This window comes from Phocaeicola sartorii JCM 17136 = DSM 21941 (assembly GCF_054653615.1).
The window spans coordinates 2,501,244-2,523,114 of record NZ_BAAIFW010000005.1; the positions used below are offsets into that span (position 1 = coordinate 2,501,244).

The following is a 21,871-nucleotide window of genomic DNA, read 5'->3' on the forward strand; positions in this document are numbered from 1 at the left end:
CATCAACCAACAAAAAAACGATTTAAACGTATATACATAATAACTTAAAACCATAAATAGTATGCAAAAAGGAAATATTGGGGTAACCACTGAGAACATTTTCCCCATCATTAAAAAGTTCTTATACAGTGATCATGAAATATTCCTCCGTGAATTAGTTTCTAATGCAGTAGATGCCACACAGAAACTGAAAACCCTTGCATCTAAAGGTGAATTCAAAGGAGAAATGGGCGATCTTACCATTAAAGTAAGCTTAGGAAAAGACACCATCACCATCTCCGACCGAGGTATCGGACTTACAGCCGAAGAAATCGACAAATATATCAATCAGATTGCTTTTTCAGGCGCCAACGACTTCCTTGAAAAATATAAAGACGACGCCAATGCCATCATCGGACACTTTGGACTGGGATTCTATTCTGCCTTCATGGTAGCCAAAAAAGTGGAAATCATCACAAAATCCCACCAGGAAGGAGCACAAGCTGTGAAATGGACTTGCGATGGCAGTCCTGAGTTCACTATCGAAAACGTTGAAAAAGAAGACCGCGGATCGGATATCATCCTTTATATAGATGATGACTGCAAGGAATTTCTGGAAGAAGCACGCATCTCTTCATTGTTGACTAAATACTGCCGTTTCCTTCCTATCCCCGTAGCATTCGGCAAAAAGAAAGAATGGAAAGACGGAAAGCAGGTTGAAACCAATGAAGACAATGTGATCAACGAAACCTATCCCTTGTGGACACGCAAACCGGTAGAGCTGAAAGACGAAGATTATAAGAAATTCTATCGGGAATTATATCCCATGGCAGACGAACCTTTGTTCTGGATCCATTTGAATGTGGATTATCCGTTCAATCTGACAGGTATTCTGTACTTCCCGAAAGTGAAGAGCAACATTGAGCTACAGAAAAACAAAATCCAACTTTACTGCAACCAGGTCTATGTCACCGACTCGGTAGAAGGTATCGTTCCGGACTTCCTGACCCTGTTGCACGGAGTGATTGACTCACCGGACATCCCCTTGAACGTATCCCGTTCTTACTTGCAGAGCGATTCCAATGTGAAGAAAATCTCCACTTATATTTCCAAGAAAGTATCAGACCGCCTGCAAGCCATCTTTAAGAATGACCGCAAGGAATTCGAGGAAAAATGGGATGATTTGAAGATTTTCATCAACTATGGCATGTTGACTCAGGAAGATTTCTACGAAAAGGCTAATAAATTCGCTCTGCTGAAAGACACAGATGACAAATATTATACTTACGAAGAATATCAGAGTTTGATCAAAGATAATCAAACAGACAAGGACGGCAACTTGATTTATCTGTATGCTACCCATGCAGACGAACAGTACAGCTACATTGATGCAGCAAAGTGTAAAGGCTACAACGTATTGTTAATGGACGGCCAGCTGGACGTAGCTATGGTAAGTATGCTTGAACAGAAATTTGAAAAGAGCCGTTTCACCCGTGTGGACAGTGACGTGATTGACCGTCTGATTGCTAAAGAAGAGCATAAGGATGCCAATCTGGAAGCCGGCCAGCGTGACATTCTGTCTTCCGTATTCCGCAGCCAGCTGCCACAGATGAAGAAAGTGGAATTCAATGTAGAAGCACAGTCTTTAGGCGAGACAGGAACTCCTATCATGATCACCCAAAGTGAATATATGCGCCGTATGAAAGAAATGGCCAACATCCAGGCAGGTATGAGCTTTTATGGAGAAATGCCGGATATGTTCAACTTGGTTCTGAATGTAGATCATAAACTGGTAAAACAAGTTTTGAATGATGCGGACAACTCTTGCAAGGCAGCTCTTGAACCTATCGAAGCCGAAATGACCAGTCTGAACAAACGCCACGATGAACTTCACAAAGCCCAGGAAGGCAAAAAAGCTGATGAAATACCTCAAGCGGAAAAAGATGAATTAAGTGATGTCGAGAAGAAATTGGCCGATGAAAAGACCAAGAAAGAAGCAGTATTGGGTAAATATGCAGGTGGCAACAAAGTAATCCGCCAGCTGATTGACCTCGCTCTGTTACAAAACAATATGCTGAAAGGTGAAGCATTAACCAATTTTGTAAAACGCAGCATCGAATTGATTTAACCAATCTATCACATTTTGCTATCAAAGGCGTCGGAAAGTTCATTTCCGGCGCTTTTTTATTCCGAAAAACGATTGGAAACGAAGAATTCTTTCTATATTTGGAGCGGTACATACAAAGATCCGACATCCATGAAACATTATCTATATATACTTTTTCTTCTCTTTTTACTGCTTCCTCCCATCAATGCACAGAAAGTGGGGCTGGTACTGAGCGGAGGCGGTGCCAAAGGACTGACCCATATCGGTATTATCCGCGCGTTAGAAGAAAACGGCATCCCCATAGATTACATTGCAGGCACATCCATGGGAGCCATTGTCGGTTCGCTTTATGCCATGGGCTATTCTCCCGATGAAATGGAGGTTTTACTCAAATCCGATGACTTTAAACGCTGGTATTCAGGCAGCGTGGAAGAGAAATACATCTATTATTTCAAGAAAAACCCTCCGACACCCGAATTTATCAACATCCGCATCTCCCTGAAAGACTCGCTGAAAAATGTCAAACCTCAGTTTCTGCCTACCAGCATTGTAGACCCTATCCAAATGAATATCGTATTTCTGCAATTATTCGGTCAGGCAACCGCCGCAAGCAAAGCCAACTTTGACAGTCTGTATGTCCCCTTCCGCTGCATAGCTTCGGATGTGTACAACAAAAGAGCGCTGATACTGAAAAAAGGAGACTTGGGAGATGCTGTGCGTGCCTCCATGAGCTTTCCCGCCATGTTCAAGCCTATCGAAATAGACTCGATACTGGCATACGACGGTGGAATTTATAATAATTTTCCCGTAAATGTGATGCGTGACACCTTCCATCCGGATGTCATTATAGGAAGCGCCGTATCCGCCAATCCGGGCAAACCCAAAGAGGGCGACATTATGGGGCAGCTGGAAAATATGATCATGCAAAAAACAGACTACTCTTTGCCCGATTCTCTCGGCATCCTCATGACTTTTAAATATGACGATGTTAATTTAATGGACTTCCAACGCTTTGACGAGTTGCACGACATAGGTTATAAGCGTACTATAGAAATGATGGACTCCATAAAAAGCCGGATTCATCGAAGAATCAGCCCCAGACAAGTGGAAGTTAAGCGATTGGCGTATAAGAGCAATTTACCGGATTTCCGTTTCAAAAGAGTAAATATAACTGGTGCCAACGAACGGCAAAAGCAATATATACAAAAAGAGTTCCATGAAAACGACTCCGATACCTTCACTATGGAGGATGTCAAACGAGCATATTTCCGCTTGTTGTCCGATAATATTATATCCGAAATCATTCCTCATGCCGTTTATAATGAGAAAGACCGAACCTACGACTTGAACCTCCAGATCAAAATGGAGGCCAATCTCTCCGTCCGTGTCGGTGGTAACGTGTCTTCCAGTGGCTCCAATCAAGTCTATTTTGGTGCTTCCTATCAAAATTTGAACTATTATTCAAAAGAGTTTAATTTTGACGGACAGCTAGGCCGGGTCTACAACAACGTACAACTGGCAGCACGAATTGATCTTCCAACCAAACTGCCCACTTCTTACAAATTCATAGCCTCGATCTCTACCTTCGATTATTTCAAAGAAGCCAAATTCTTTTCCAACAAAGACAATCCGGCTTTCAACAAAAAAAGGGAAGAGTTTGTAAAGTTGAAAGCAGCATTACCATTCCTAAGCCGTAAGAAAGCTGAATTCGGTGTGGGGATAGCCCGTATGGAAGACAGGTATTTTCAAACCAACATCATTGACTTCAGCGAGGCGAAGCATGATAAAAGCACTTATTCTATCTTTGGAGGATCTATCGTATTGGAAGGAAGTACTTTGAATGCCCGTCAGTTTGCTACACAAGGAAGTCGTGAAAAAATGGCTGCCCAAATTTTCACCGGTACAGAACATTTCAGACCGGGTACATCAAAATTGACTAAAGACACGCCGGAGCCTTATAAAAAGGTACAATCCTGGCTTCAGGTTTCATATCAGAACGAAACATATCATAAACTGAATCCTAAGTTTACCTTAGGAGCATATCTGGAGGCTTATTACTCTTCCCGGAACTTCTCCAATAATTATACGGCTACATTAATGCAGGCAGGAGAATTCACTCCGACAGCCCATAGCAAAGTAACCTACAATGAAGCTTTCCGTGCCAACCAATATGCAGGAGCCGGTGTCATGCCCATCTATCAGTTGAGTGAGTCTTTTCAATTGCGCGGGGAGTTTTATGGATTCGTTCCCATCTTTCCTATCAAGAAAGATGAATATGGACAAGCATATTATGGGAAAGCTTTCACAAAATTCGAATATCTTGGAGAAATCTCATTAGTCTTTCAATTATCATTCGGCTCTATCAGCGCTTACGTAAATCACTATAGTTCACCGTCTAACGATTGGAATGTAGGTTTAACACTGGGCTGGCAGCTGTTTAATTCCCGTTTCATCGAATAATTTTTAGAAAAAAGTTTTAGTAAAACGCTTGCATTTTCAAAAAAAGTCCGTATCTTTGCACCCGTTAAAACGAAAGAACAATAAACAATGGCCGCGTAGCTCAACTGAATAGAGTAGCTGACTACGGATCAGCCGGTTACAGGTTTGAATCCTGTCGCGGTCACTACCAAAAGAAGTTTGATTAGTTTTACAATGGCCGCGTAGCTCAACTGAATAGAGTAGCTGACTACGGATCAGCCGGTTACAGGTTTGAATCCTGTCGCGGTCACAGCTAAAAATATTAAACAACGGTCGCGTAGCTCAACTGAATAGAGTAGCTGACTACGGATCAGCCGGTTACAGGTTTGAATCCTGTCGCGATCACAAAAAAGACTATCTGAAAAGATGGTCTTTTTTGTATCCCCCCTCCTCTTCTGGATCAGCCTATTCAGCCACGTCAGATAGCATGATTTGGCACGTACGTCCGCAGGGAGCCATGTATACGTATGTGCAGGCCTATGCATACGTACGTGAAATCATGAATTTTTAAAAACGTCTTGGTCTTTTTACCTGTTATACATAAAGTTGAGAGCATGAGTGCATAAACGCCTCCAACTTCTTAGTGAGAAAGACTGATTTTTAAAGACAATACATTTCAAGGGTTACTAACATACAGATCGACAAGTTAGTAACGTATCGGGTGACACGTTACTAATGTGTCAGACGGAAGATTAGTAATGTATCAGTTGAAAGATATAGGATCTTACAGGGATAACATATAGACCAAAGAATGAACAGGCGAGCATAAAAAAAGACTGGTATCCCTCATATCTGAAACACCAGTCTTATCTAGTTTAAAAGAATTCCTTTATCAGCATTTAATCTTCAATTCATCCAAGATAGCACGCATCTTTTCGAACGTTGTGATACGAGTCGGCACAAGCGGCAAACGCAATTTGTTTTCAATCAGCCCCATTACATTCAACATGGCTTTCACCCCGGCAGGATTGCCGTCTACAAACAACAGACTGAACAATTCCGTAAATTTATGATGAATAGTCAATGCATTTGCAAAATCACCTTGCAATGCCAGACGGGTCATGCGGCTGAACTCACGCGGAAACGCATTGCCAATAACCGAGATAACCCCTACAGCGCCCAAAGTAATCAAAGGAAATGTAATGCCGTCATCACCCGAAATCACATCAAAATTAGCCGGCTTATTCTTGATGATATCATCCATCTGAGTAATATTACCTGAAGCCTCCTTGATCGCGATAATATTCTTGAAGTCGCGGGCCAGACGCAAGGTAGTCTCGGCAGTCATGTTCACACCGGTACGTCCCGGCACGTTATAAAGAACCACGGGAAGATCCGTCGCTTCAGCAATCGCTTTATAGTGTTGGTAAATACCTTCCTGAGAAGGTTTGTTATAATAAGGTACAGCCACAAGTACGGCATCAACTCCTGTCATATCATCATTCTTCAGCGTTTCCACAACAGTACGGGTACAGTTGCTGCTGACTCCCAGCAGAATAGGGATACGTCCATTCACTCTTTCGATTATCAAACGTTTTATCTTGTCTTTTTCTTCTTTGGTCAAAGTCGGGGTCTCAGCCGTGGTTCCCAACACGCACAAAAAATCTGTTCCATTTTGAAGCTGGTAATCAACCAGACGAAGTAACGCTTCATAATCAACGCTATCATCTTCCTTGAAAGGAGTAATCAACGCTACTCCCATGCCTTTTAATCTTGTCTGTATCATAAATGAATTATAAATTCTTATTTAATAGCCTACAAAAGTACGAATATTTTCTATTTTAGCGATAAAAATCACGCGATTTTTACTTTATACTCACTAAAAAGTCATTCTATCATTTGCAGAAACTCCTCTTCGCTTACAATGGCCACACCCAGCTTACGCGCTTTCTCCAGTTTACTAGGGCCCATATTGTCACCCGCCAGAATAAAGCTGGTCTTGGACGAAATACTTCCCACGTTCTTGCCGCCATGTTTTTCAATCAATTCCTTATATTCGTCACGCGAATGATGGGTGAAAACCCCACTGATCACAATAGACTTCCCTGCCAGTTTGTCAGTGTGGTCCGAAATATCTTCTTCATCAGCTTCCAGTCTCACACCTGCCACACGAAGGCGCTCTATCATGTCACGGTTCTTCGGACTGGCAAAGTACAGCAGGATGCTCTGCGCTATTTTTTCTCCGATTTCATCGACATGAATCAAATCATCCAAACTCGCTTCCGCCAAATCATCCATCGATTTAAAGGCTTTCGCCACCTTCTTCGCCACAGTCTCACCCACAAAACGGATGCCCAACGCAAAGAGCACCCTTTCAAACGGCACTTCTTTGGACTGCTCTATACCTTTTATTATATTCTCGGCGGATTTCTCCCCCATACGTTCCAGATTGATAATATCCGATGTTTTTAAAAGATACAGGTCGGCAACATCATGTATCAACCCTTCCTGATAAAACTGATCTACTGTTTCCGGACCAAGCCCATCGATATTCATAGCCTTACGGCTGATAAAATGTTCTATTTTCCCTTTTATCTGTGGGGGACAAGCGACATCATTCGTGCAATAATAGGCTGCTTCACCTTCATAACGCACCAATTTACTGCCGCACTCGGGACAATGAGTGACAAACTTCACTTTGTCACCTATCATAATGCGGGCGTCTTTGTCCACACCTACAATCTTTGGAATAATCTCTCCACCTTTTTCTACATAAACCATATCACCGATATGCAAATCCAGTCCTTCTATGATGTCGGCATTATGGAGCGAAGCACGTTTCACCACGGTTCCGGACAACTGTACGGGATCCAAATTGGCCACCGGAGTCACAGCCCCTGTTCTTCCCACTTGATAAGTTACCTTGTTCAAGCGGGTAAGCGCCTGTTCGGCCTGAAACTTGTATGCGATGGCCCATCGGGGTGATTTTGCCGTAAAGCCCAAATTACGCTGTTGTCGCAGAGAATTCACTTTCAGCACTATTCCGTCCGTAGCGACAGGCAGATTCTTACGCTCCACATCCCAGTATTTGATGAAATCAAAGACTTCCTGCAATGTTTTGCATTTGCGGGTAAGATCGGAAATTTTAAATCCCCATTTTTCCGCTTCTTTCAGATTTTCATAATGACCGTCGCACGGCAAATGATCTCCAAGCAAATAATAAAGGTAGGCATCCAGCTTACGGGAGGCCACAATGGCAGAGTTCTGCAACTTCAATGTTCCTGAAGCCGCGTTGCGGGGATTGGCGAACAACGGTTCCTCGCGGGCTTCACGTTCTTTGTTCAGTTCCTCAAACACCATCCAAGGCATCAGAATCTCTCCCCGGATTTCAAATGATTCGGGATATCCCTTTCCATGCAGCACCAAAGGGATGCTGCGGATGGTCTTCACATTGTCTGTCACATCATCTCCCTGCACACCATCGCCACGCGTCACGGCGCGCACCAGTTTCCCGTTCTCGTAAGTCAGTGAGATGGAAGTTCCATCGTACTTCATTTCACAACAAATCTCAAAATCCTCGTTCAGGGACTTCTTTACCCTGTCGTAGAATTCGGTTACCTCCGCTTCCGAATAGGTGTTGGCCAATGAAAGCATAGGGTATTTATGCAGCACCTGCGTGAAGTTCTTGTTTATATCACTTCCCACACGCATACTGGGGGAGTTCTCATCTCTATGTTCCGGATGTTTTTCTTCCAGATCCTGAAGTTCACGCATCAGCTTGTCAAACTCCTGGTCTGTAATCTCAGGTGCATTCAATACATAATAATTATAGTTATGGCGATGAAGTTCCTCGCGCAATTGGTCTATTCTTTCTATTTCCGTCATATATAAAGGTAGTTTTCCGGCAAAAATAGCTATTTTTTGAATGAAAAACACCTTCCGGCAAAGAGGAATTTGCTACTTTTGCAAAAAATAACCGAATATGAGAATAGACATCATTACCGTTTTACCCGAGATGCTGGAAGGCTTCTTTAACTGCTCCATCATGAGTCGGGCGCAGAAAAAAGGAATTGCAGAAATACATATACACAATCTGCGCGATTACGCATACGACCGTTATCGCAAAGTTGATGATTATCCCTTCGGCGGATTTGCCGGCATGGTGATGAAGATTGAACCGATAGACCGATGCATCTCAGCTTTGAAAGCAGAACGCGAGTATGACGAAGTAATATTTACATCTCCAGACGGAGAACAGTTTAACCAGCCGATGGCCAACTCACTTTCACTGGCGAAGAATTTAATTATTCTATGTGGGCATTTTAAGGGGATAGACTATAGAATACGTGAACATTTCATTACGAAAGAAATCAGTATCGGTGACTATGTTTTGACAGGTGGGGAGTTGGCTGCCGCCGTTATCGCTGATGCAGTAGTCCGTATTATCCCCGGAGTCATTTCTGATGAACAATCGGCTTTGTCCGATTCTTTTCAAGACAATCTGTTAGCCGCTCCTGTATATACCCGCCCTGCAGAGTACAAAGGATGGCAAGTTCCCGATGTGTTGTTATCCGGACACGAAGCCAAGATTAAAGAATGGGAACTTCAGCAGTCCTTAGAAAGGACACAACGGCTAAGACCCGATTTGTTGAAATAAAAAATATAGATAAATAATAAAGAGGTAAGAGCTTTGTGGTGAGCATGGCTTTTACCTCTTTTCTTTTGCTTAAATCTCCCTTAAAGGATGTTTCCTCCTTAAAGGGCACCTATGCTCATCTTCCCTTCCCTTACATACTGACAAAGCTTTTCCAAGCGATTTTCCACCTTGCTTTTTCAAAAATGAACCATTTCATCGAGAAAAATAATTGAAGTTATCATTTTATACCCTTGCCATAAGTTGCAGCAGCAACTATTTTCCGGCTCATTCCATCTGGAGAAGGTTATAAAAAAAGCCCTGCAAGAAAGGCTTCGGTTTATTCATTTCCACTCTTGCAGGGCTATCATTTAAAAGATAAAATTATCAGACTTCCAATGCACCTATTATATCTTTTACAGATGTATATCCATGACGTTCCAGATAGTCATTTATCCCTTCTGAAACTTTGACAGTTATAGCCGGGTCTATAAAGTTGGCAGTACCTATCTGTATTGCGGTGGCACCTGCCAGCATAAACTCCACAGCATCCTTCCAGCCCATGATCCCCCCCAGTCCAATGACAGGAATATTTACCGCTTTAGCAACTTGCCATACCATACGCAATGCTATTGGTTTCACAGCAGCTCCACTCATGCCGCCGGTTATAGTGGAAAGTACAGGCCGACGCTTTTCAGCATCGACAGCCATCCCCAGCAGGGTATTGATCAGAGATACGCTGTCCGCACCGGAAGCCTCGGCTGCACGTGCTATTTCTGTGATATCTGTCACATTGGGAGATAGTTTTACGATCAGTGTCTTTTTATATACATTACGTACCGCTTTTACAACCTCGGAACACCCGCATGCAGAAACCCCGAAGGCCATACCGCCCTGCTTTACATTAGGGCATGAGATATTCAATTCTATAGCGGGAATATGATCCAGCTCGTTGATGATTCCGGCAGTCTTCACATAATCCTCTACAGCAGATCCGGAGACATTAACAATCATATTAGTATGAATATCCTTTATCTGCGGATAGATGTGTTCAACAAAATAATCCACCCCTTTATTCTGTAATCCTACCGCATTAAGCATCCCCATAGGGGTCTCCGCCATACGTGGGTAAGGATTACCCTCACGATGATGGAGGGTAGTCCCTTTTACAATGATGCCACCAATCTTTTCGAGGTCTACAAAGTCCTCATACTCTTTTCCGTATCCAAAGGTACCCGATGCTGTCATAACCGGGTTACAAAGCTTTAAATTGCCGATATTTACGCTTAAATCTGCCATAATAGTTTCTTTATATTAAATACAGGACCCTCTTTACAAACACACAAATGCCCTTCGTCCGTGTTCTCCACACAGCATAAACATGCACCGACACCACAAGCCATCCTATTCTCCAGTGAAACCTCACATTCTATCCCATGAGCTTTGGCGTATTTAGCTACCGAAACCATCATGGGTTTTGGACCGCAGGTGTATATCATGTCAAACCGGTCTGTATGCAGGATGCTATGCTGTGTCACATAGCCTTTCTCGCCCATACTTCCATCTTCTGTCGTTGTATATACCTTGCCTAACCTCTCAAAGTGTTCCAGCTGCAACAGGTCTTTGGATGAACGCGCGCCTAACAGGAAAGCAGGCTCACATCCCATTTTCACCAACTCAGCACCGAGCATCAACATCGGGGCGGTACCCACACCACCGCCAACCAGTAGCGGCTTTACCTTTGTCACGTCCCGGGGCATTGTGAATCCATTGCCGAGAGGCATCACCACATTGACAATATCTCCTTGTTTCACTGTGGCCAGTTTGCGAGTGCCGTCGCCGACTAATTGCACCAGGAACCAAACTTCATTGGTTGCTTTATCCACATAATTAATAGAAATAGGACGGCGGAGAAAAGTAGTATTAGAACCGTCAATACGTATCTCAGCAAACTGACCCGGCAGCATCTCGGGCAGCGGGTTGGCATGAGTTAATTTTATCAGAACATAATTGGCATGCAATTTAATGTTCTGTGTAACCACAAGGTCTAAAATATATTTTTTCATGAAATAAAATTGGGTAAATTCGTTTTCTCTGCAAAGATACACGAATTTACCCAAATCTTATTCTGCCAATCGGCATTTTAGCGGATTCTCGCCCTAATTTTCGGGCTTGAATGTTTCGTATGTCCCATTATCAAAAAATATTCTTATTTCAGTGATTTTCTTGGCAGGTATTTCTACATACTTAATCTCCTCACGCACAATCTCTTTAGAGGGATAAAGTGGTGCTTTAACCTCATTTTCCTTGCGATATTCCGGAGAAGCCGGACCTTCGGGCGTAAATAATGAATTCTCGTCAAACAAAGAAGGCGTATAGTGGATGTTATTGTCCGAGTCAACATCTGTTTCCATTTGTCCTTCACCATAGAGCAACCAGTCTAAACTGATATAGTCACACGCCTTGTGTATTTTCATGACGACTTCCAGGCTAGGATTGTTCCTGCCACTAAGAATATGGGAAAGAGAGGAAGGTGAAATTCCAATCTTCTCTGCAAATTGGGCTGCAGTCATATCTTCTTTTTGGATTATTTGAGCGATTCTTTCCTTCATTTACAAAAGTATAAGACAAAATTTACAGATGCAAAAGTAATTAATATAATTCATAAATGCAAATTTACAATACAGAAATGTATATTTTACAAAAGAAAAACACAAATATCCATTTGAAAATACAGAAGGGTTTACACACGTAAATCATGCCCAAGTACACTATAATTAATACTTTAATAATAATCATATAAAATACTGATTATCTATAATATATAAATAACAAAAACCTCATATTTACAAATAACCACAACTATATAAGCAAACAAAACGCATAAAAGTTATCAACAACTTTATTAACAGTAAATAAAACACTGATTCCCAGCGCATTATTACTACAAAATAAGGTATAAATAATTATTCATACACATTTATATATGTAATATTTACATCCGGCCACTACCCTATTTTCATTTGTAATATTTACATAAATAAACCTGCTGCACCTATAAAATCTCCTATTTTAAGTGAGTTTACAGATGTAACATCACAAAACTAAACTATAATTATTTCTAAAAGTGAATTTTTTCTGTATAACGATCCTCTTGATCCTATGAATATTTTGTTTTTCTATATCTCAGATATTCATATATTCATATATTTTCCATTGGCGAAGATAAAAACTCCCATCATAGTTCTTGGCTCATTCACCTTAGGAATTCATGGATACTGAAACCATGGAATGCAGGATCAAGCAGACAAACATGAATTCAGAATTTAAACTAACGTTATGAACTTACTCAATTAATTGGTCCTCTCTGTTTGTTCACTCCCCATCCGTATTCCTTCACATTTCCATTCTTCTTATTCACTTTACTCCCAAAAGGCCAAATACTGCCGTATTCATGTACAAACGGACATCCCCATTAAAATATACGATTCTAGAAGGGCATAAAACATCCTATCAATCTAGGAATAAGCAAGTTAATGTCGTTTTTCTCATCATACATCTCTTGTCATCTAGAAAAACAGAGAATAAAAGCACAACCAAGACATTAAATAAGGCAATAATAGAAGTATAAATGTAAAATATTATTCTCAATTGGATCATCAACAGGATTCCCTCCAAGAGAAAGAGAAAAAAGAATCCCGACGCTTCAAGAATAAAAGCATCGGGATAACAGAATCTTTGTTTGGCCCATTAACTAATGAAGAATTTTATATACAAGTTCGCGCAGCAGATCTCCATCTCCCAAGGATGGATTGCCCACACCTTTTGATTTGGCATCGCAGTAACGAATTTCACCAATAATTTGCATCACCTTTACTCCGCTATATTTTCTCATAGCAGCCATATAGTCTCTAGACTGCCATGGTGATTTAAGTCCCAGTTGATTGGCAACACCTTGCTCCGACTTGTCAGGAGCATAATATGCAAGCATCAAATTAGCGAAGAAATTGAATAACACAGACAAAGTCATCTGCAAAGGATTTGTTTTGGGATTCTCCTCAAAATATTTTATTATTTGATTAGCCTTGAAAACATCCTTTGCCACTAAGGCGTTCCTAAGCTCGAAATTATTATAATCCTTGCTTATACCAATGTTACGTTCTATCTGCTCAGGAGTAATCCGCTTTTGTCCTCTTGGAAGCGTGATAATTAATTTTTCCAACTCTCCGGCCATACGGCTTAAATCCGCTCCAACAAATTCCGCCATCATTTCTGAAGCCTTCGGCTCTATTTCTACCGATTTACGTTTCAAGTAAGAAGATATAAAACCGGGAAGCTGGGCGTCTTTAATCTTTTTCGATTCGAAAAGGACACCTACTTTCTCTATTTCAGCTGCCAATTTTTTTCTTCTGTCCAATGTGCCATGTTTATGGCACAACACCAGAATTGTAGAGTCCAAAGGTTTCTGAAGATAATAAGTAAGCTCTTCCATATTCTTTATATTCTGAGCTTCTTTTACTATTACAACTTGATATTTGGACATCATGGGATAACGCTTGGCTGCATTGATAACAGTCGCTATATCTGTATCAGCCCCATAAACAATAGTCTGATTGAATTCTTTTTCATTTTCATTTAACACTGTTTGTGCTATATACTCAGATATCCGGTCTATGTAATAAGACTCTTCGCCCATTAGATAATAAACAGGCTTATAGATACGGTTTTTCAGCTCACGAGCTATTTCTTCGTATGTTGTTTCTTTTGCCATATATAGTAAAATTACCAGTCAAATTTTAAGTGTTTGACTGTCTTCTTTTCCTCAATAATCATCTGTAATGAAGCAATACCAATCTCCACATGCTCTTCTACATATTGCTGCGTCACAATACTGTCGCTTTTCTCCGTCTTCACTCCTTCAGGAATCATCGGCTGGTCGGACACCAGAAGTAATGCTCCGGTAGGAATATGATTGTAAAAACCGGTGGTAAACAGCGTGGCAGTTTCCATATCCACACACATGGCACGTGTTTTAAGAAGATACTTTTTAAACTCCTCATCATGCTCCCATATACGGCGGTTGGTAGTATACACCGTTCCGGTCCAATAATCGCGTGCATGGTCACGGATAGCTGATGAAACGGCACGCTGCAACATAAATGCAGGTAATGCAGGTACCTCAGGTGGATAATAATCATTGGATGTTCCTTCTCCACGAATAGCTGCAATGGGCAGAATCAGATCTCCTAACTTATTCTTCTTGTCTATGCCCCCACATTTACCTAAAAACAGACATGCTTTAGGCTGGATGGCCCCTAGCAAATCCATAATGATGGCAGCATTGGGACTTCCCATGCCAAAATTAATAATAGTAATCCCTTCCGCATGTGCCGATGTCATATTGGCATCGCGTCCTAATACCGGCACATTGAATTTGTCGGCAAAAAGTTCCACATATTTATTGAAATTGGTCAGAAGGATATATTCTCCGAAATCATTCAAGCTCCTTTTTGTGTAGCGGGGAAGCCAGTTTGCTACAATTTCCTCTTTTGTTTTCATAATCTTTTGTATTTTTGTATCGGTTATTACCGAGTTACACTTATGCAAATTTACTAAATGTTATCATTAAACTTGCCATCCTACGAAATTAAAATCGCGGAGCGAAATGGAAAAAATGTTATTTTCGACATGCTCCGCAAAAGATATGTCGCTCTTACCCCGGAAGAATGGGTAAGACAGCATTTTGTCCACTATCTGACGGATTATAAAGGATATCCGAAGGGATTGCTGGCCAATGAAATACAACTGGACTTAAACGGAACAAAAAAACGTTGCGACACCGTGCTCTACAACAAAGACCTAAGTGCCAAACTGATTGTGGAATACAAAGCTCCACATATAGAAATCACGCAAACAGTGTTTGATCAGATAACCAGGTATAACATGGTTCTAAAAGTTGATTATCTGATTGTAAGCAATGGATTGAACCATTACTGTTGCCATATTGATTACAATACAAAAACATACCGTTTTCTACCAGATATTCCCCGCTATTCAGAACTATAAATGTATAAAAAAACATTCTAAGCAAGATCTTGTAAGGAGATATTGCTTAGAATGTGATGAAATTCTTTTTCCACAAAGAAAAAGAAACTGTCTCAGGTGATATTATCTCTTGACTGTCTCCAAGTGTTGTTCAGCAATCACCCCAGCCAATTCGGGGTCAATCATGATACGACCACAATATTCACATACGATAATTTTCTTACGCATACGAATATCAAGTTGTTTCTGAGGCGGAATCTTGTTAAAGCAACCACCACATGCGTCACGTTGAACATATACAATACCCAAACCATTGCGAGAATTTTTACGGATACGTTTAAATGCCTGCAACAGACGCGGCTCGATAGTTGTTTCCAATACTTTTGCTTTCTCTCTCAGCTTTTCTTCTTCCTGCTTGGTTTCAGAAACAATTTCTTCTAGTTCGGATTTCTTCGCTTCCAAGTCCTTCTTTCTTTCATCCAATTCCTGATTGCTGTGTTCTATCTCCTCGCTCTTTGCTTTTTCCGCTGCAATATATTCCTTTATGCGTTTTTCACAAAGCTCGATTTCCAATGACTGGAATTCGATCTCCTTTGTCAATACGTCATATTCACGATTATTGCGCACATTATCCTGCTGAGCTTTATATTTTTCAACAGAAGTCTTAGCTGTCTCGATTTCAATTTTCTTAGTTGCAATGTTTGATTTCAGCTCCTCGATATCAGCTTTAATTTTCTCAATACGAGTGCTCAAACCGGCAACTTCATCTTCAAGGTCTTGAACTTCAAGAGGAAGTTCCCCTCTCAAAGTCTTGATCTTATCGATTTCAGACAACATGGTCTGCAACTGGTACAAAGCTTTCAGCTTTTCTTCCACTGTTAATTCGCTCGGGTCTTTCTTTGCTTCTCTAGCCATAGTTTTTTCTTACAAATATTTAATAGGATTTGTATTTACCCGGGTTATCTGGACTTCCAGCTCCGGAAACATTTCCTGTATGATTGAATAAAATATTTCTTTTGTATATTGCTCACTCTCATAATGCCCCATTTCAGCTACCAGAATATTATTCTCATAATTGAAATAATCATGATATTTCACTTCACCCGTGACAAACACATCTGCACCAGCACTTACCGCTTTGGGCAACAGGAATGCTCCGGCTCCGCCGCATAACGCTACTGTCTGTATCAGACGACCGGATAAACGAGTATGCCTCAAACAACCCACTTCGAATATTTTCTTGATGCACCTCAAGAAATCCAGTTCTGTCTCAGGCTCTTCCAATTCTCCAATCACTCCCGAACCTACTTGTTTCCATATATTTTTCAACGGATAAAGATCAAAAACCGGCTCTTCATAAGGATGTGCCGCCAATAATGCTTTTATCACCGCCGTCTTTTTAAAAGCCGGAAGAATCGTTTCTATACGTACTTCGGATTCCTTGTGCAATTCACCTATCTCCCCACAAAACGGACTGGCTCCTCTCTGCGCACGGAAAGTCCCCTCACCTTTCAGATTATAACTGCATGAATCATAATTACCTATACAACCGCAACCGACTTCAAACAATGCTTTTCTCACCCTGTCGGCCTGTGCATCCGGCACAAACGTTACAAGTTTTAATAAACATTCCTCTTTCGGTTCCAAGATGCGCACATTCCTGAGACCTATCTTTTCAGCTATTTTATAATTGACACCTCCGGACGCATTATCCAGATTGGTATGTGCCGAATAAATGACAATATCATTTTTAATGGCTTTCAAGATGCATCGTTCAATGTAGTCCCGACCGATAATAGATTTATATCCTTTAAATATAAGTGGATGATGCGAGACAATCAGGTTGTATCCCAACATGACAGCTTCATCCACAACAGCTTCAGTAACGTCCAGACACAACAAAGCCCCTGTTGCTTCCGCTTCTGTCAGTCCAACTTGCAATCCGGCATTATCAAATCCGTCCTGCAAAGGCAGAGGCGCGAACCTTTCAAGGGCACTTACTATTTCCTTAATTTTCATTCGTTCGCGAAAATTTGATTGCAAAGATAATCAATCCATCCGAATTAAAAAAGCAACCAAGCTATTTTTTATACTTTCTCCACTTTATCATTTTATTTTTCAAAGCATAGCGCTCGTCAACAACACGATCTGTCGGGAAAAAGGTAAGATGAATACGCCATCCATCCGAATGAAATGTAAATTTGCGGGCTGGTATCCCTGTTCCTATCAGAGCTAGTTTATCAATGATAAATGCTTTAATATCTACGGGGAATTCCTCCCCCTCATGCATTATATCCGCAGTGACAAAGAAACCGGGGGTTGGTAATTCTGCTATATATTTCCAAATATACTCATTCATATTTTTTTATTTTACTGACAGGAATGTATAAATGTACTACAAGAGCAAGAATAAGGACTCTATCTCCGTTTGGTATCCTTATGAACCTGTAGCAACCGGCCATAGCTGTCGAATGATTTCCGTGAAGCCAGAAAAATGGTCATCATGAGTGAAAGTATGGACGCCACCACGGTTATAACTACAATCATAATCTGATATTTGATAGCCACATGTGGCGAACTCCCTCCCAATATCTGTCCAATCATGGTTCCCGGTAATGCAACGAGCCCTGTTACCGCCATATTGGCAATGCCCGGACTGAATGCTTTGATTAGAGCCTGACGCACAAATGGGGCTATCGCCTCATTACGCGTGGCGCCATTACCCAGCAGATAATAATAAAGTTGCTGCTCCCGATGCAGTCCAGCATAATAAGTATTCAGTCCTATCACATTCACTCCCAACATATTTCCCATGATTATGCCAAAAACCGGAATAAAATACTGAGCACTGAATATGTTATCCAGCTTTAACACAAAACCAAGAAAATAAAGTCCGACAAGCACCACTGTTACAAAAAAACCGATAGAAATGGGAATCATCAAAATGCTACGTTTCAACCGCGTACGCGTCAAGGCTGTTTCAGCAGCCACTCCAACCATGATAACCACCCATAGAAAATTGATAAACGGATTGTTCCATTCAAACAGAAAACGAAGATAAGCCCCAATCAAAAACAACTGTACAGTCATACGCACCGTCCCTATCAAAACCGGTTTAAGCAAACCCGTCTTGAAGCGCCATAAAAAGTAAACCGGGATAAGCATCAGCAGCAATCCTATTCCCAGACTGCCATAGTCTATATCAATTGTTCCCATCCGTCAGATTATAAAGTAAATACCTTGTCGCACCCGGAAGCAAACTGTTTGTCATGCGAAACAGACAATATAGTCATTCCTTTACTGCATAAGGATTTAAAGAAATTGATCACCCGTAAGCATGATTCCGGATCTAGCGCCGAAGTCGGTTCATCCACAATCAGCAAAGGTTTGTCAAGCAAGGCTGTCACTGCCAGCATGATGCGCTGACGTTGTCCGCCGGACACCTCATTCACCCGTTTATCATAGAGTTCCGCCTCCAATCCTAATGAGATGAAATATTCCATCAGCCGTTCTTTGCTGAATCCTGCCTCACGGTTCGCCTTCAGCTCAAAAGGCATCCGCACCATTTCACTGACCCATTCCGAAGGGAGGGCCAGTTCTTGAGGAACCCATGCTATTTTTTTGCGGATATGATCTACTGTTTTAGGAGTCAGCACCGTTCCATCCACCTTTATGGTTCCTTCACTTAAAGGCACAAAACCTAGTATGGCTTTCAGCAATGAGGTTTTTCCACTGCCCGAACCGCCACAGATACACACACTTTCACCACAACAGACTTGCAAATCAAGTTCCCTGAAAAGAGTCAGATTACCAAAACTGATAGATATATTTTCTATATTAACCATTGCATCAAGATAAAAAAGAGTCGGGAGCATTCACTGCTGCCGACTCCTGTTCTTTTATAAAAAACGAAAAAATTTGTCGAAGTCGTTAATATGCTCTCGCAAAGAGAACACGGCGAGCAGATGGTTTTCCGGTTACCATACACTTGCCCGGAGTCAAGCTCTCTTCATCAGCTTCAAAAGGAAGACAACGAATCGTCGCTTTCGTTTCTTCTTTGATCTGGTCTTCTGTTTCCGGAGTTCCATCCCAATGAGCCAGAATGAAGCCACCTTTCTCTATTTGTTCTTTAAATTCATCGTATGAATCCACCTTCACAATATGTTCATTACGATAATTCAATGCTTTCTGATAAATATTGTTCTGAATATCCTCCAACAATTGTTGTACGTATTCTTCTATTCCATCGCAAGAACGGGTTTCTTTTTCCAATGTATCACGACGCATCACTTCCATGGTATTGTTCTCAAGATCACGGCCACCCATTACCAGACGAACAGGCACACCTTTCAGTTCGTAATCTGCAAACTTGAATCCCGGACGTTTGTTGTCCGCATTGTCATATTTCACAGAAATGCCCATTGCTTTCAACTTATTGACAATGCCTTCCACTTTTGCATCAATCTTCTTCAGCATTTCATCATTCTTATAGATAGGAACGATAACTACCTGGATAGGAGCCAAATGCGGAGGCAATACCAATCCGTTATCATCAGAGTGAGTCATAATCAACGCACCCATCAGGCGGGTAGATACCCCCCAAGAAGTGGCCCAAACATAATCCAGTTTATTGTTCTTGTCGACAAACTGCACATTGAACGCCTTTGCGAAATTCTGTCCCAAGAAGTGAGAAGTACCACATTGCAATGCCTTTCCATCCTGCATCAAGCCTTCGATGGTGTAAGTATCCAATGCACCCGCGAAACGTTCATTAGCCGATTTTACCCCTTTGATTACCGGGACAGCCATATACTTTTCAGCGAAGTCACCATACACATGCAACATTTTCTGTGCTTCCGCTTCTGCTTCCTCGCGGGTCGCATGAGCCGTATGACCTTCCTGCCACAAGAACTCCGCAGTACGCAGGAACAAACGGGTACGCATCTCCCACCGCATAACATTTGCCCACTGGTTACACAAGATAGGCAGGTCACGATAGGAATTAATCCAATTTTTATAGGTACTCCAAATGATGGTTTCGGAGGTAGGACGGATGATCAATTCTTCTTCCAGTCTGGCAGCCGGATCTACGATCACACCTGAACCGTCTTCGGCATTCTTCAGACGGTAGTGAGTAACTACAGCACATTCTTTGGCAAATCCTTCTACGTGCTCAGCTTCACGGCTAAGGTAAGATTTCGGAATAAGCAACGGGAAATAGGCGTTTACATGGCCGGTTTCTTTAAACATATCGTCCAACTGACGCTGCATCTTCTCCCAAATGGCGTATCCGTAAGGTTTGATCACCATACATCCACGCACAGGTGATTGTTCGGCCAAATCGGCCTTTACCACCAAGTCATTATACCACTGAGAATAATTCTCGCTTCTTTTGGTAAGTTCTTTTAATTCTACTGCCATCGCTATATCGTTATTTTTGTTTTTCCTTTTTAAGAGTTTGCAAAATTAGTAAAAAAGCATGGGAAAGTACCAACGATTTTGCAAAAATATAGAGTCGGAAAGTCTAAAAATAACTTATTGATAACGATAATACCACCAATAGGTATCACCGTATTCCCGCCGCATACGGTTTTTCTCTTCCACCGGTGAGGAAAATTCCTTCTGACGGTCAAGGAACTCGTTCAAACGCTGCACCATCAGCGTGTCCTTGATATCTCTCCCATATCCAGGATGAGTCTGTTTATAAAGCACCAATGCCTCACGATAATAACGCGGCAATGTATCTTGTTCGAAACAATATGTATCAACCGCCGATACAAATCTGTCCAGTTTCTTATCCAGCAGCAGTGCGCTCATATAATAATTCAAAGCGGTATGTCCGCCCACTTCATCACGACAGATACGGCCTAAGAAATCCACCGTTTTTTCTGCGATATGTGGCCTTGCGCCAAGATAAGCATACAGGCTGTCGGCATTCAAGCGCAACGTTTCTTGGGAATGAGGTTCAAACAAAAGTCCCTCCGCACCCTGATATTGAGGGTATTCAAACAAGTGCTCCCCCATTGTACCTTCCAAAGACATGGCATGCGCTCTAAGCGCAGTCAATGTATGGGTTGTTTCCAAAGACTTTACTCCCACCATCCGCGCAGCCTCATAACAATGATTACGGATAGCCTGCTCCACAGCCAGTTCATGATGAAAGTTCACATTCGTGTTTCCTATACCTACCGTCATCAGGCATAAAAGTGTCAAGACAGCCAAGTTAGAATTTATCAAAACCAAGATAGAACCTTCTTGGTTCAGCCATGCACGGAACACACGCCGTAAAGTATAGACAACACCTATATATATAAGTAAAAGCACCGGCAGCAGCCAAAGCCACTTATCCTCTATACTTCCTCCGTGGAAAATAGTCCGGTCCACATCCGTCAGCACTCCCAGCAGCAGGCAGGACGGGAAATAGGAAAGTGCCCGCACGGGACCCTTCAATCCCATCAATCCATTGATCCCCCAACGGAATATCAATAAAACCACTGTAATGATAATGGCTCCTGCCAAAGGAGAATAATGCGTTTTCCCTTGGGACAATGAGTAATGCAATGCCCCCACTACATCTTTCTGAAGTACAAAAAGATATACAAGACTAAAAATAGAGAAAAGAAGACCGCACGCAACCGTAAGGATGCGGGCGGCTCTTTTATAGGATAAGCTGTTGTTGCTGCTCATAA

18 protein-coding genes and 3 tRNA genes are annotated in these 21,871 nt (G+C 41.7%); 7 read left to right on the forward strand and 14 right to left on the reverse strand.

The window, feature by feature from the left end; all coding sequences use genetic code 11:
• Window positions 1-61: 61 nt before the first annotated feature.
• The 5 genes from htpG (at window position 62) to ACYQ0C_RS10595 (ending at window position 4,909) form a co-directional block, all read left to right on the forward strand.
• Window positions 62-2,107, forward strand: coding sequence for a molecular chaperone HtpG (gene htpG, locus ACYQ0C_RS10575; RefSeq protein WP_016277540.1), 2,046 nt, complete (start codon window positions 62-64; stop codon window positions 2,105-2,107).
• A gap of 129 nt (window positions 2,108-2,236) precedes the next feature.
• Window positions 2,237-4,546, forward strand: coding sequence for a patatin-like phospholipase family protein (locus ACYQ0C_RS10580; RefSeq protein ID WP_032942044.1), 2,310 nt, complete (start codon window positions 2,237-2,239; stop codon window positions 4,544-4,546).
• Between the two features lie 89 nt (window positions 4,547-4,635).
• Window positions 4,636-4,709 (forward strand) — tRNA-Arg (locus ACYQ0C_RS10585).
• Between the two features lie 31 nt (window positions 4,710-4,740).
• Window positions 4,741-4,814 (forward strand) — tRNA-Arg (locus tag ACYQ0C_RS10590).
• Window positions 4,815-4,835: 21 nt separating this feature from the next.
• Window positions 4,836-4,909 (forward strand) — tRNA-Arg (locus tag ACYQ0C_RS10595).
• 487 nt (window positions 4,910-5,396) lie between these two features.
• On the opposite strand, the gene dapA is transcribed toward ACYQ0C_RS10595, so the two are convergent.
• Both dapA and ligA read right to left on the reverse strand, forming a co-directional pair.
• Window positions 5,397-6,290, reverse strand: a complete 894-nt coding sequence (gene dapA, locus ACYQ0C_RS10600) for a 4-hydroxy-tetrahydrodipicolinate synthase (RefSeq protein WP_016277542.1) — start codon at window positions 6,288-6,290, stop codon at window positions 5,397-5,399.
• A 101-nt stretch (window positions 6,291-6,391) separates the two neighbouring features.
• Entirely contained in the window at window positions 6,392-8,389 is a 1,998-nt protein-coding gene (ligA, locus tag ACYQ0C_RS10605) for an NAD-dependent DNA ligase LigA (protein WP_016277543.1), read from the reverse strand.
• Between the two features lie 97 nt (window positions 8,390-8,486).
• Here ligA and trmD point away from each other — a divergent pair, with 97 nt between their 5' ends.
• Window positions 8,487-9,161: a tRNA (guanosine(37)-N1)-methyltransferase TrmD gene (gene trmD / locus ACYQ0C_RS10610; RefSeq protein WP_016277544.1), complete on the forward strand. Its 675-nt coding sequence runs from the start codon at window positions 8,487-8,489 to the stop codon at window positions 9,159-9,161.
• A gap of 363 nt (window positions 9,162-9,524) precedes the next feature.
• Here trmD and ACYQ0C_RS10615 read toward each other — a convergent pair whose 3' ends face one another.
• From ACYQ0C_RS10615 to ACYQ0C_RS10635, 5 genes are all read right to left on the reverse strand, one after another.
• Window positions 9,525-10,436, reverse strand: a complete 912-nt coding sequence (locus ACYQ0C_RS10615) for a dihydroorotate dehydrogenase (RefSeq protein ID WP_025019494.1) — start codon at window positions 10,434-10,436, stop codon at window positions 9,525-9,527.
• Entirely contained in the window at window positions 10,424-11,203 is a 780-nt protein-coding gene (locus ACYQ0C_RS10620; RefSeq protein ID WP_025077039.1) for a dihydroorotate dehydrogenase electron transfer subunit, read from the reverse strand. The genes ACYQ0C_RS10615 and ACYQ0C_RS10620 overlap by 13 nt, the downstream gene beginning before the upstream one ends.
• A 93-nt stretch (window positions 11,204-11,296) precedes the next feature.
• Window positions 11,297-11,710 carry a helix-turn-helix domain-containing protein gene (locus tag ACYQ0C_RS10625; protein WP_016277547.1) on the reverse strand — a complete coding sequence of 138 codons (414 nt, stop codon included), beginning with the start codon at window positions 11,708-11,710 and terminating at the stop codon, window positions 11,297-11,299.
• A 1,181-nt stretch (window positions 11,711-12,891) separates the two neighbouring features.
• On the reverse strand, window positions 12,892-13,908 hold the full coding sequence (gene holA, locus ACYQ0C_RS10630; protein WP_016277549.1) for a DNA polymerase III subunit delta: 1,017 nt from the start codon (window positions 13,906-13,908) through the stop codon (window positions 12,892-12,894).
• Window positions 13,909-13,919: 11 nt separating this feature from the next.
• Window positions 13,920-14,696, reverse strand: a complete 777-nt coding sequence (locus tag ACYQ0C_RS10635) for an AMP nucleosidase (RefSeq protein ID WP_016277550.1) — start codon at window positions 14,694-14,696, stop codon at window positions 13,920-13,922.
• Between the two features lie 57 nt (window positions 14,697-14,753).
• Between ACYQ0C_RS10635 and ACYQ0C_RS10640 the strand changes: the two genes are divergently transcribed.
• The gene (locus tag ACYQ0C_RS10640) at window positions 14,754-15,203 is read left to right on the forward strand and encodes a type I restriction enzyme HsdR N-terminal domain-containing protein (RefSeq protein ID WP_016277551.1); all 450 of its coding nucleotides are present in this window, start codon (window positions 14,754-14,756) and stop codon (window positions 15,201-15,203) included.
• A 102-nt stretch (window positions 15,204-15,305) separates the two neighbouring features.
• Here the strand turns inward: ACYQ0C_RS10640 and ACYQ0C_RS10645 are convergent, their stop codons facing one another.
• From ACYQ0C_RS10645 to ACYQ0C_RS10675, 7 genes are all read right to left on the reverse strand, one after another.
• The gene (locus ACYQ0C_RS10645; protein WP_016277552.1) at window positions 15,306-16,097 is read right to left on the reverse strand and encodes a zinc ribbon domain-containing protein; all 792 of its coding nucleotides are present in this window, start codon (window positions 16,095-16,097) and stop codon (window positions 15,306-15,308) included.
• Between the two features lie 9 nt (window positions 16,098-16,106).
• Window positions 16,107-17,201: a Nif3-like dinuclear metal center hexameric protein gene (locus ACYQ0C_RS10650; protein WP_016277553.1), complete on the reverse strand. Its 1,095-nt coding sequence runs from the start codon at window positions 17,199-17,201 to the stop codon at window positions 16,107-16,109.
• Window positions 17,202-17,262: 61 nt separating this feature from the next.
• Window positions 17,263-17,541 (reverse strand): hypothetical protein, encoded by a 279-nt coding sequence (locus ACYQ0C_RS10655; protein WP_016277554.1) that lies wholly within the window; start codon window positions 17,539-17,541, stop codon window positions 17,263-17,265.
• Window positions 17,542-17,600: 59 nt separating this feature from the next.
• Window positions 17,601-18,398: an ABC transporter permease gene (locus ACYQ0C_RS10660; RefSeq protein WP_016277555.1), complete on the reverse strand. Its 798-nt coding sequence runs from the start codon at window positions 18,396-18,398 to the stop codon at window positions 17,601-17,603.
• 8 nt (window positions 18,399-18,406) lie between these two features.
• On the reverse strand, window positions 18,407-19,027 hold the full coding sequence (locus tag ACYQ0C_RS10665; protein ID WP_025076882.1) for an ABC transporter ATP-binding protein: 621 nt from the start codon (window positions 19,025-19,027) through the stop codon (window positions 18,407-18,409).
• A gap of 85 nt (window positions 19,028-19,112) precedes the next feature.
• Complete coding sequence (proS, locus tag ACYQ0C_RS10670; protein ID WP_016277557.1) at window positions 19,113-20,603, reverse strand: proline--tRNA ligase; 1,491 nt, start codon at window positions 20,601-20,603, stop codon at window positions 19,113-19,115.
• A gap of 114 nt (window positions 20,604-20,717) precedes the next feature.
• Window positions 20,718-21,869 carry a DUF6057 family protein gene (locus ACYQ0C_RS10675; RefSeq protein WP_016277558.1) on the reverse strand — a complete coding sequence of 384 codons (1,152 nt, stop codon included), beginning with the start codon at window positions 21,867-21,869 and terminating at the stop codon, window positions 20,718-20,720.
• Between the last annotated feature and the right edge of the window lie 2 nt (window positions 21,870-21,871).

Excerpts from the sequence above, each read along its gene's own strand:
- htpG (WP_016277540.1), top strand. The coding sequence starts at position 62 with ATGCAAAAAGGAAATATTGGGGTAACCACTGAGAACATTTTCCCCATC.
- ACYQ0C_RS10580 (WP_032942044.1), top strand. The coding sequence starts at position 2,237 with ATGAAACATTATCTATATATACTTTTTCTTCTCTTTTTACTGCTTCCT.
- dapA (WP_016277542.1), bottom strand. The coding sequence starts at position 6,290 with ATGATACAGACAAGATTAAAAGGCATGGGAGTAGCGTTGATTACTCCT.
- ligA (WP_016277543.1), bottom strand. The coding sequence starts at position 8,389 with ATGACGGAAATAGAAAGAATAGACCAATTGCGCGAGGAACTTCATCGC.
- trmD (WP_016277544.1), top strand. The coding sequence starts at position 8,487 with ATGAGAATAGACATCATTACCGTTTTACCCGAGATGCTGGAAGGCTTC.
- ACYQ0C_RS10615 (WP_025019494.1), bottom strand. The coding sequence starts at position 10,436 with ATGGCAGATTTAAGCGTAAATATCGGCAATTTAAAGCTTTGTAACCCG.
- ACYQ0C_RS10620 (WP_025077039.1), bottom strand. The coding sequence starts at position 11,203 with ATGAAAAAATATATTTTAGACCTTGTGGTTACACAGAACATTAAATTG.
- ACYQ0C_RS10625 (WP_016277547.1), bottom strand. The coding sequence starts at position 11,710 with ATGACTGCAGCCCAATTTGCAGAGAAGATTGGAATTTCACCTTCCTCT.
- holA (WP_016277549.1), bottom strand. The coding sequence starts at position 13,908 with ATGGCAAAAGAAACAACATACGAAGAAATAGCTCGTGAGCTGAAAAAC.
- ACYQ0C_RS10635 (WP_016277550.1), bottom strand. The coding sequence starts at position 14,696 with ATGAAAACAAAAGAGGAAATTGTAGCAAACTGGCTTCCCCGCTACACA.
- ACYQ0C_RS10640 (WP_016277551.1), top strand. The coding sequence starts at position 14,754 with ATGTTATCATTAAACTTGCCATCCTACGAAATTAAAATCGCGGAGCGA.
- ACYQ0C_RS10645 (WP_016277552.1), bottom strand. The coding sequence starts at position 16,097 with ATGGCTAGAGAAGCAAAGAAAGACCCGAGCGAATTAACAGTGGAAGAA.
- ACYQ0C_RS10650 (WP_016277553.1), bottom strand. The coding sequence starts at position 17,201 with ATGAAAATTAAGGAAATAGTAAGTGCCCTTGAAAGGTTCGCGCCTCTG.
- ACYQ0C_RS10655 (WP_016277554.1), bottom strand. The coding sequence starts at position 17,541 with ATGAATGAGTATATTTGGAAATATATAGCAGAATTACCAACCCCCGGT.
- ACYQ0C_RS10660 (WP_016277555.1), bottom strand. The coding sequence starts at position 18,398 with ATGGGAACAATTGATATAGACTATGGCAGTCTGGGAATAGGATTGCTG.
- ACYQ0C_RS10665 (WP_025076882.1), bottom strand. The coding sequence starts at position 19,027 with ATGGTTAATATAGAAAATATATCTATCAGTTTTGGTAATCTGACTCTT.
- proS (WP_016277557.1), bottom strand. The coding sequence starts at position 20,603 with ATGGCAGTAGAATTAAAAGAACTTACCAAAAGAAGCGAGAATTATTCT.
- ACYQ0C_RS10675 (WP_016277558.1), bottom strand. The coding sequence starts at position 21,869 with ATGAGCAGCAACAACAGCTTATCCTATAAAAGAGCCGCCCGCATCCTT.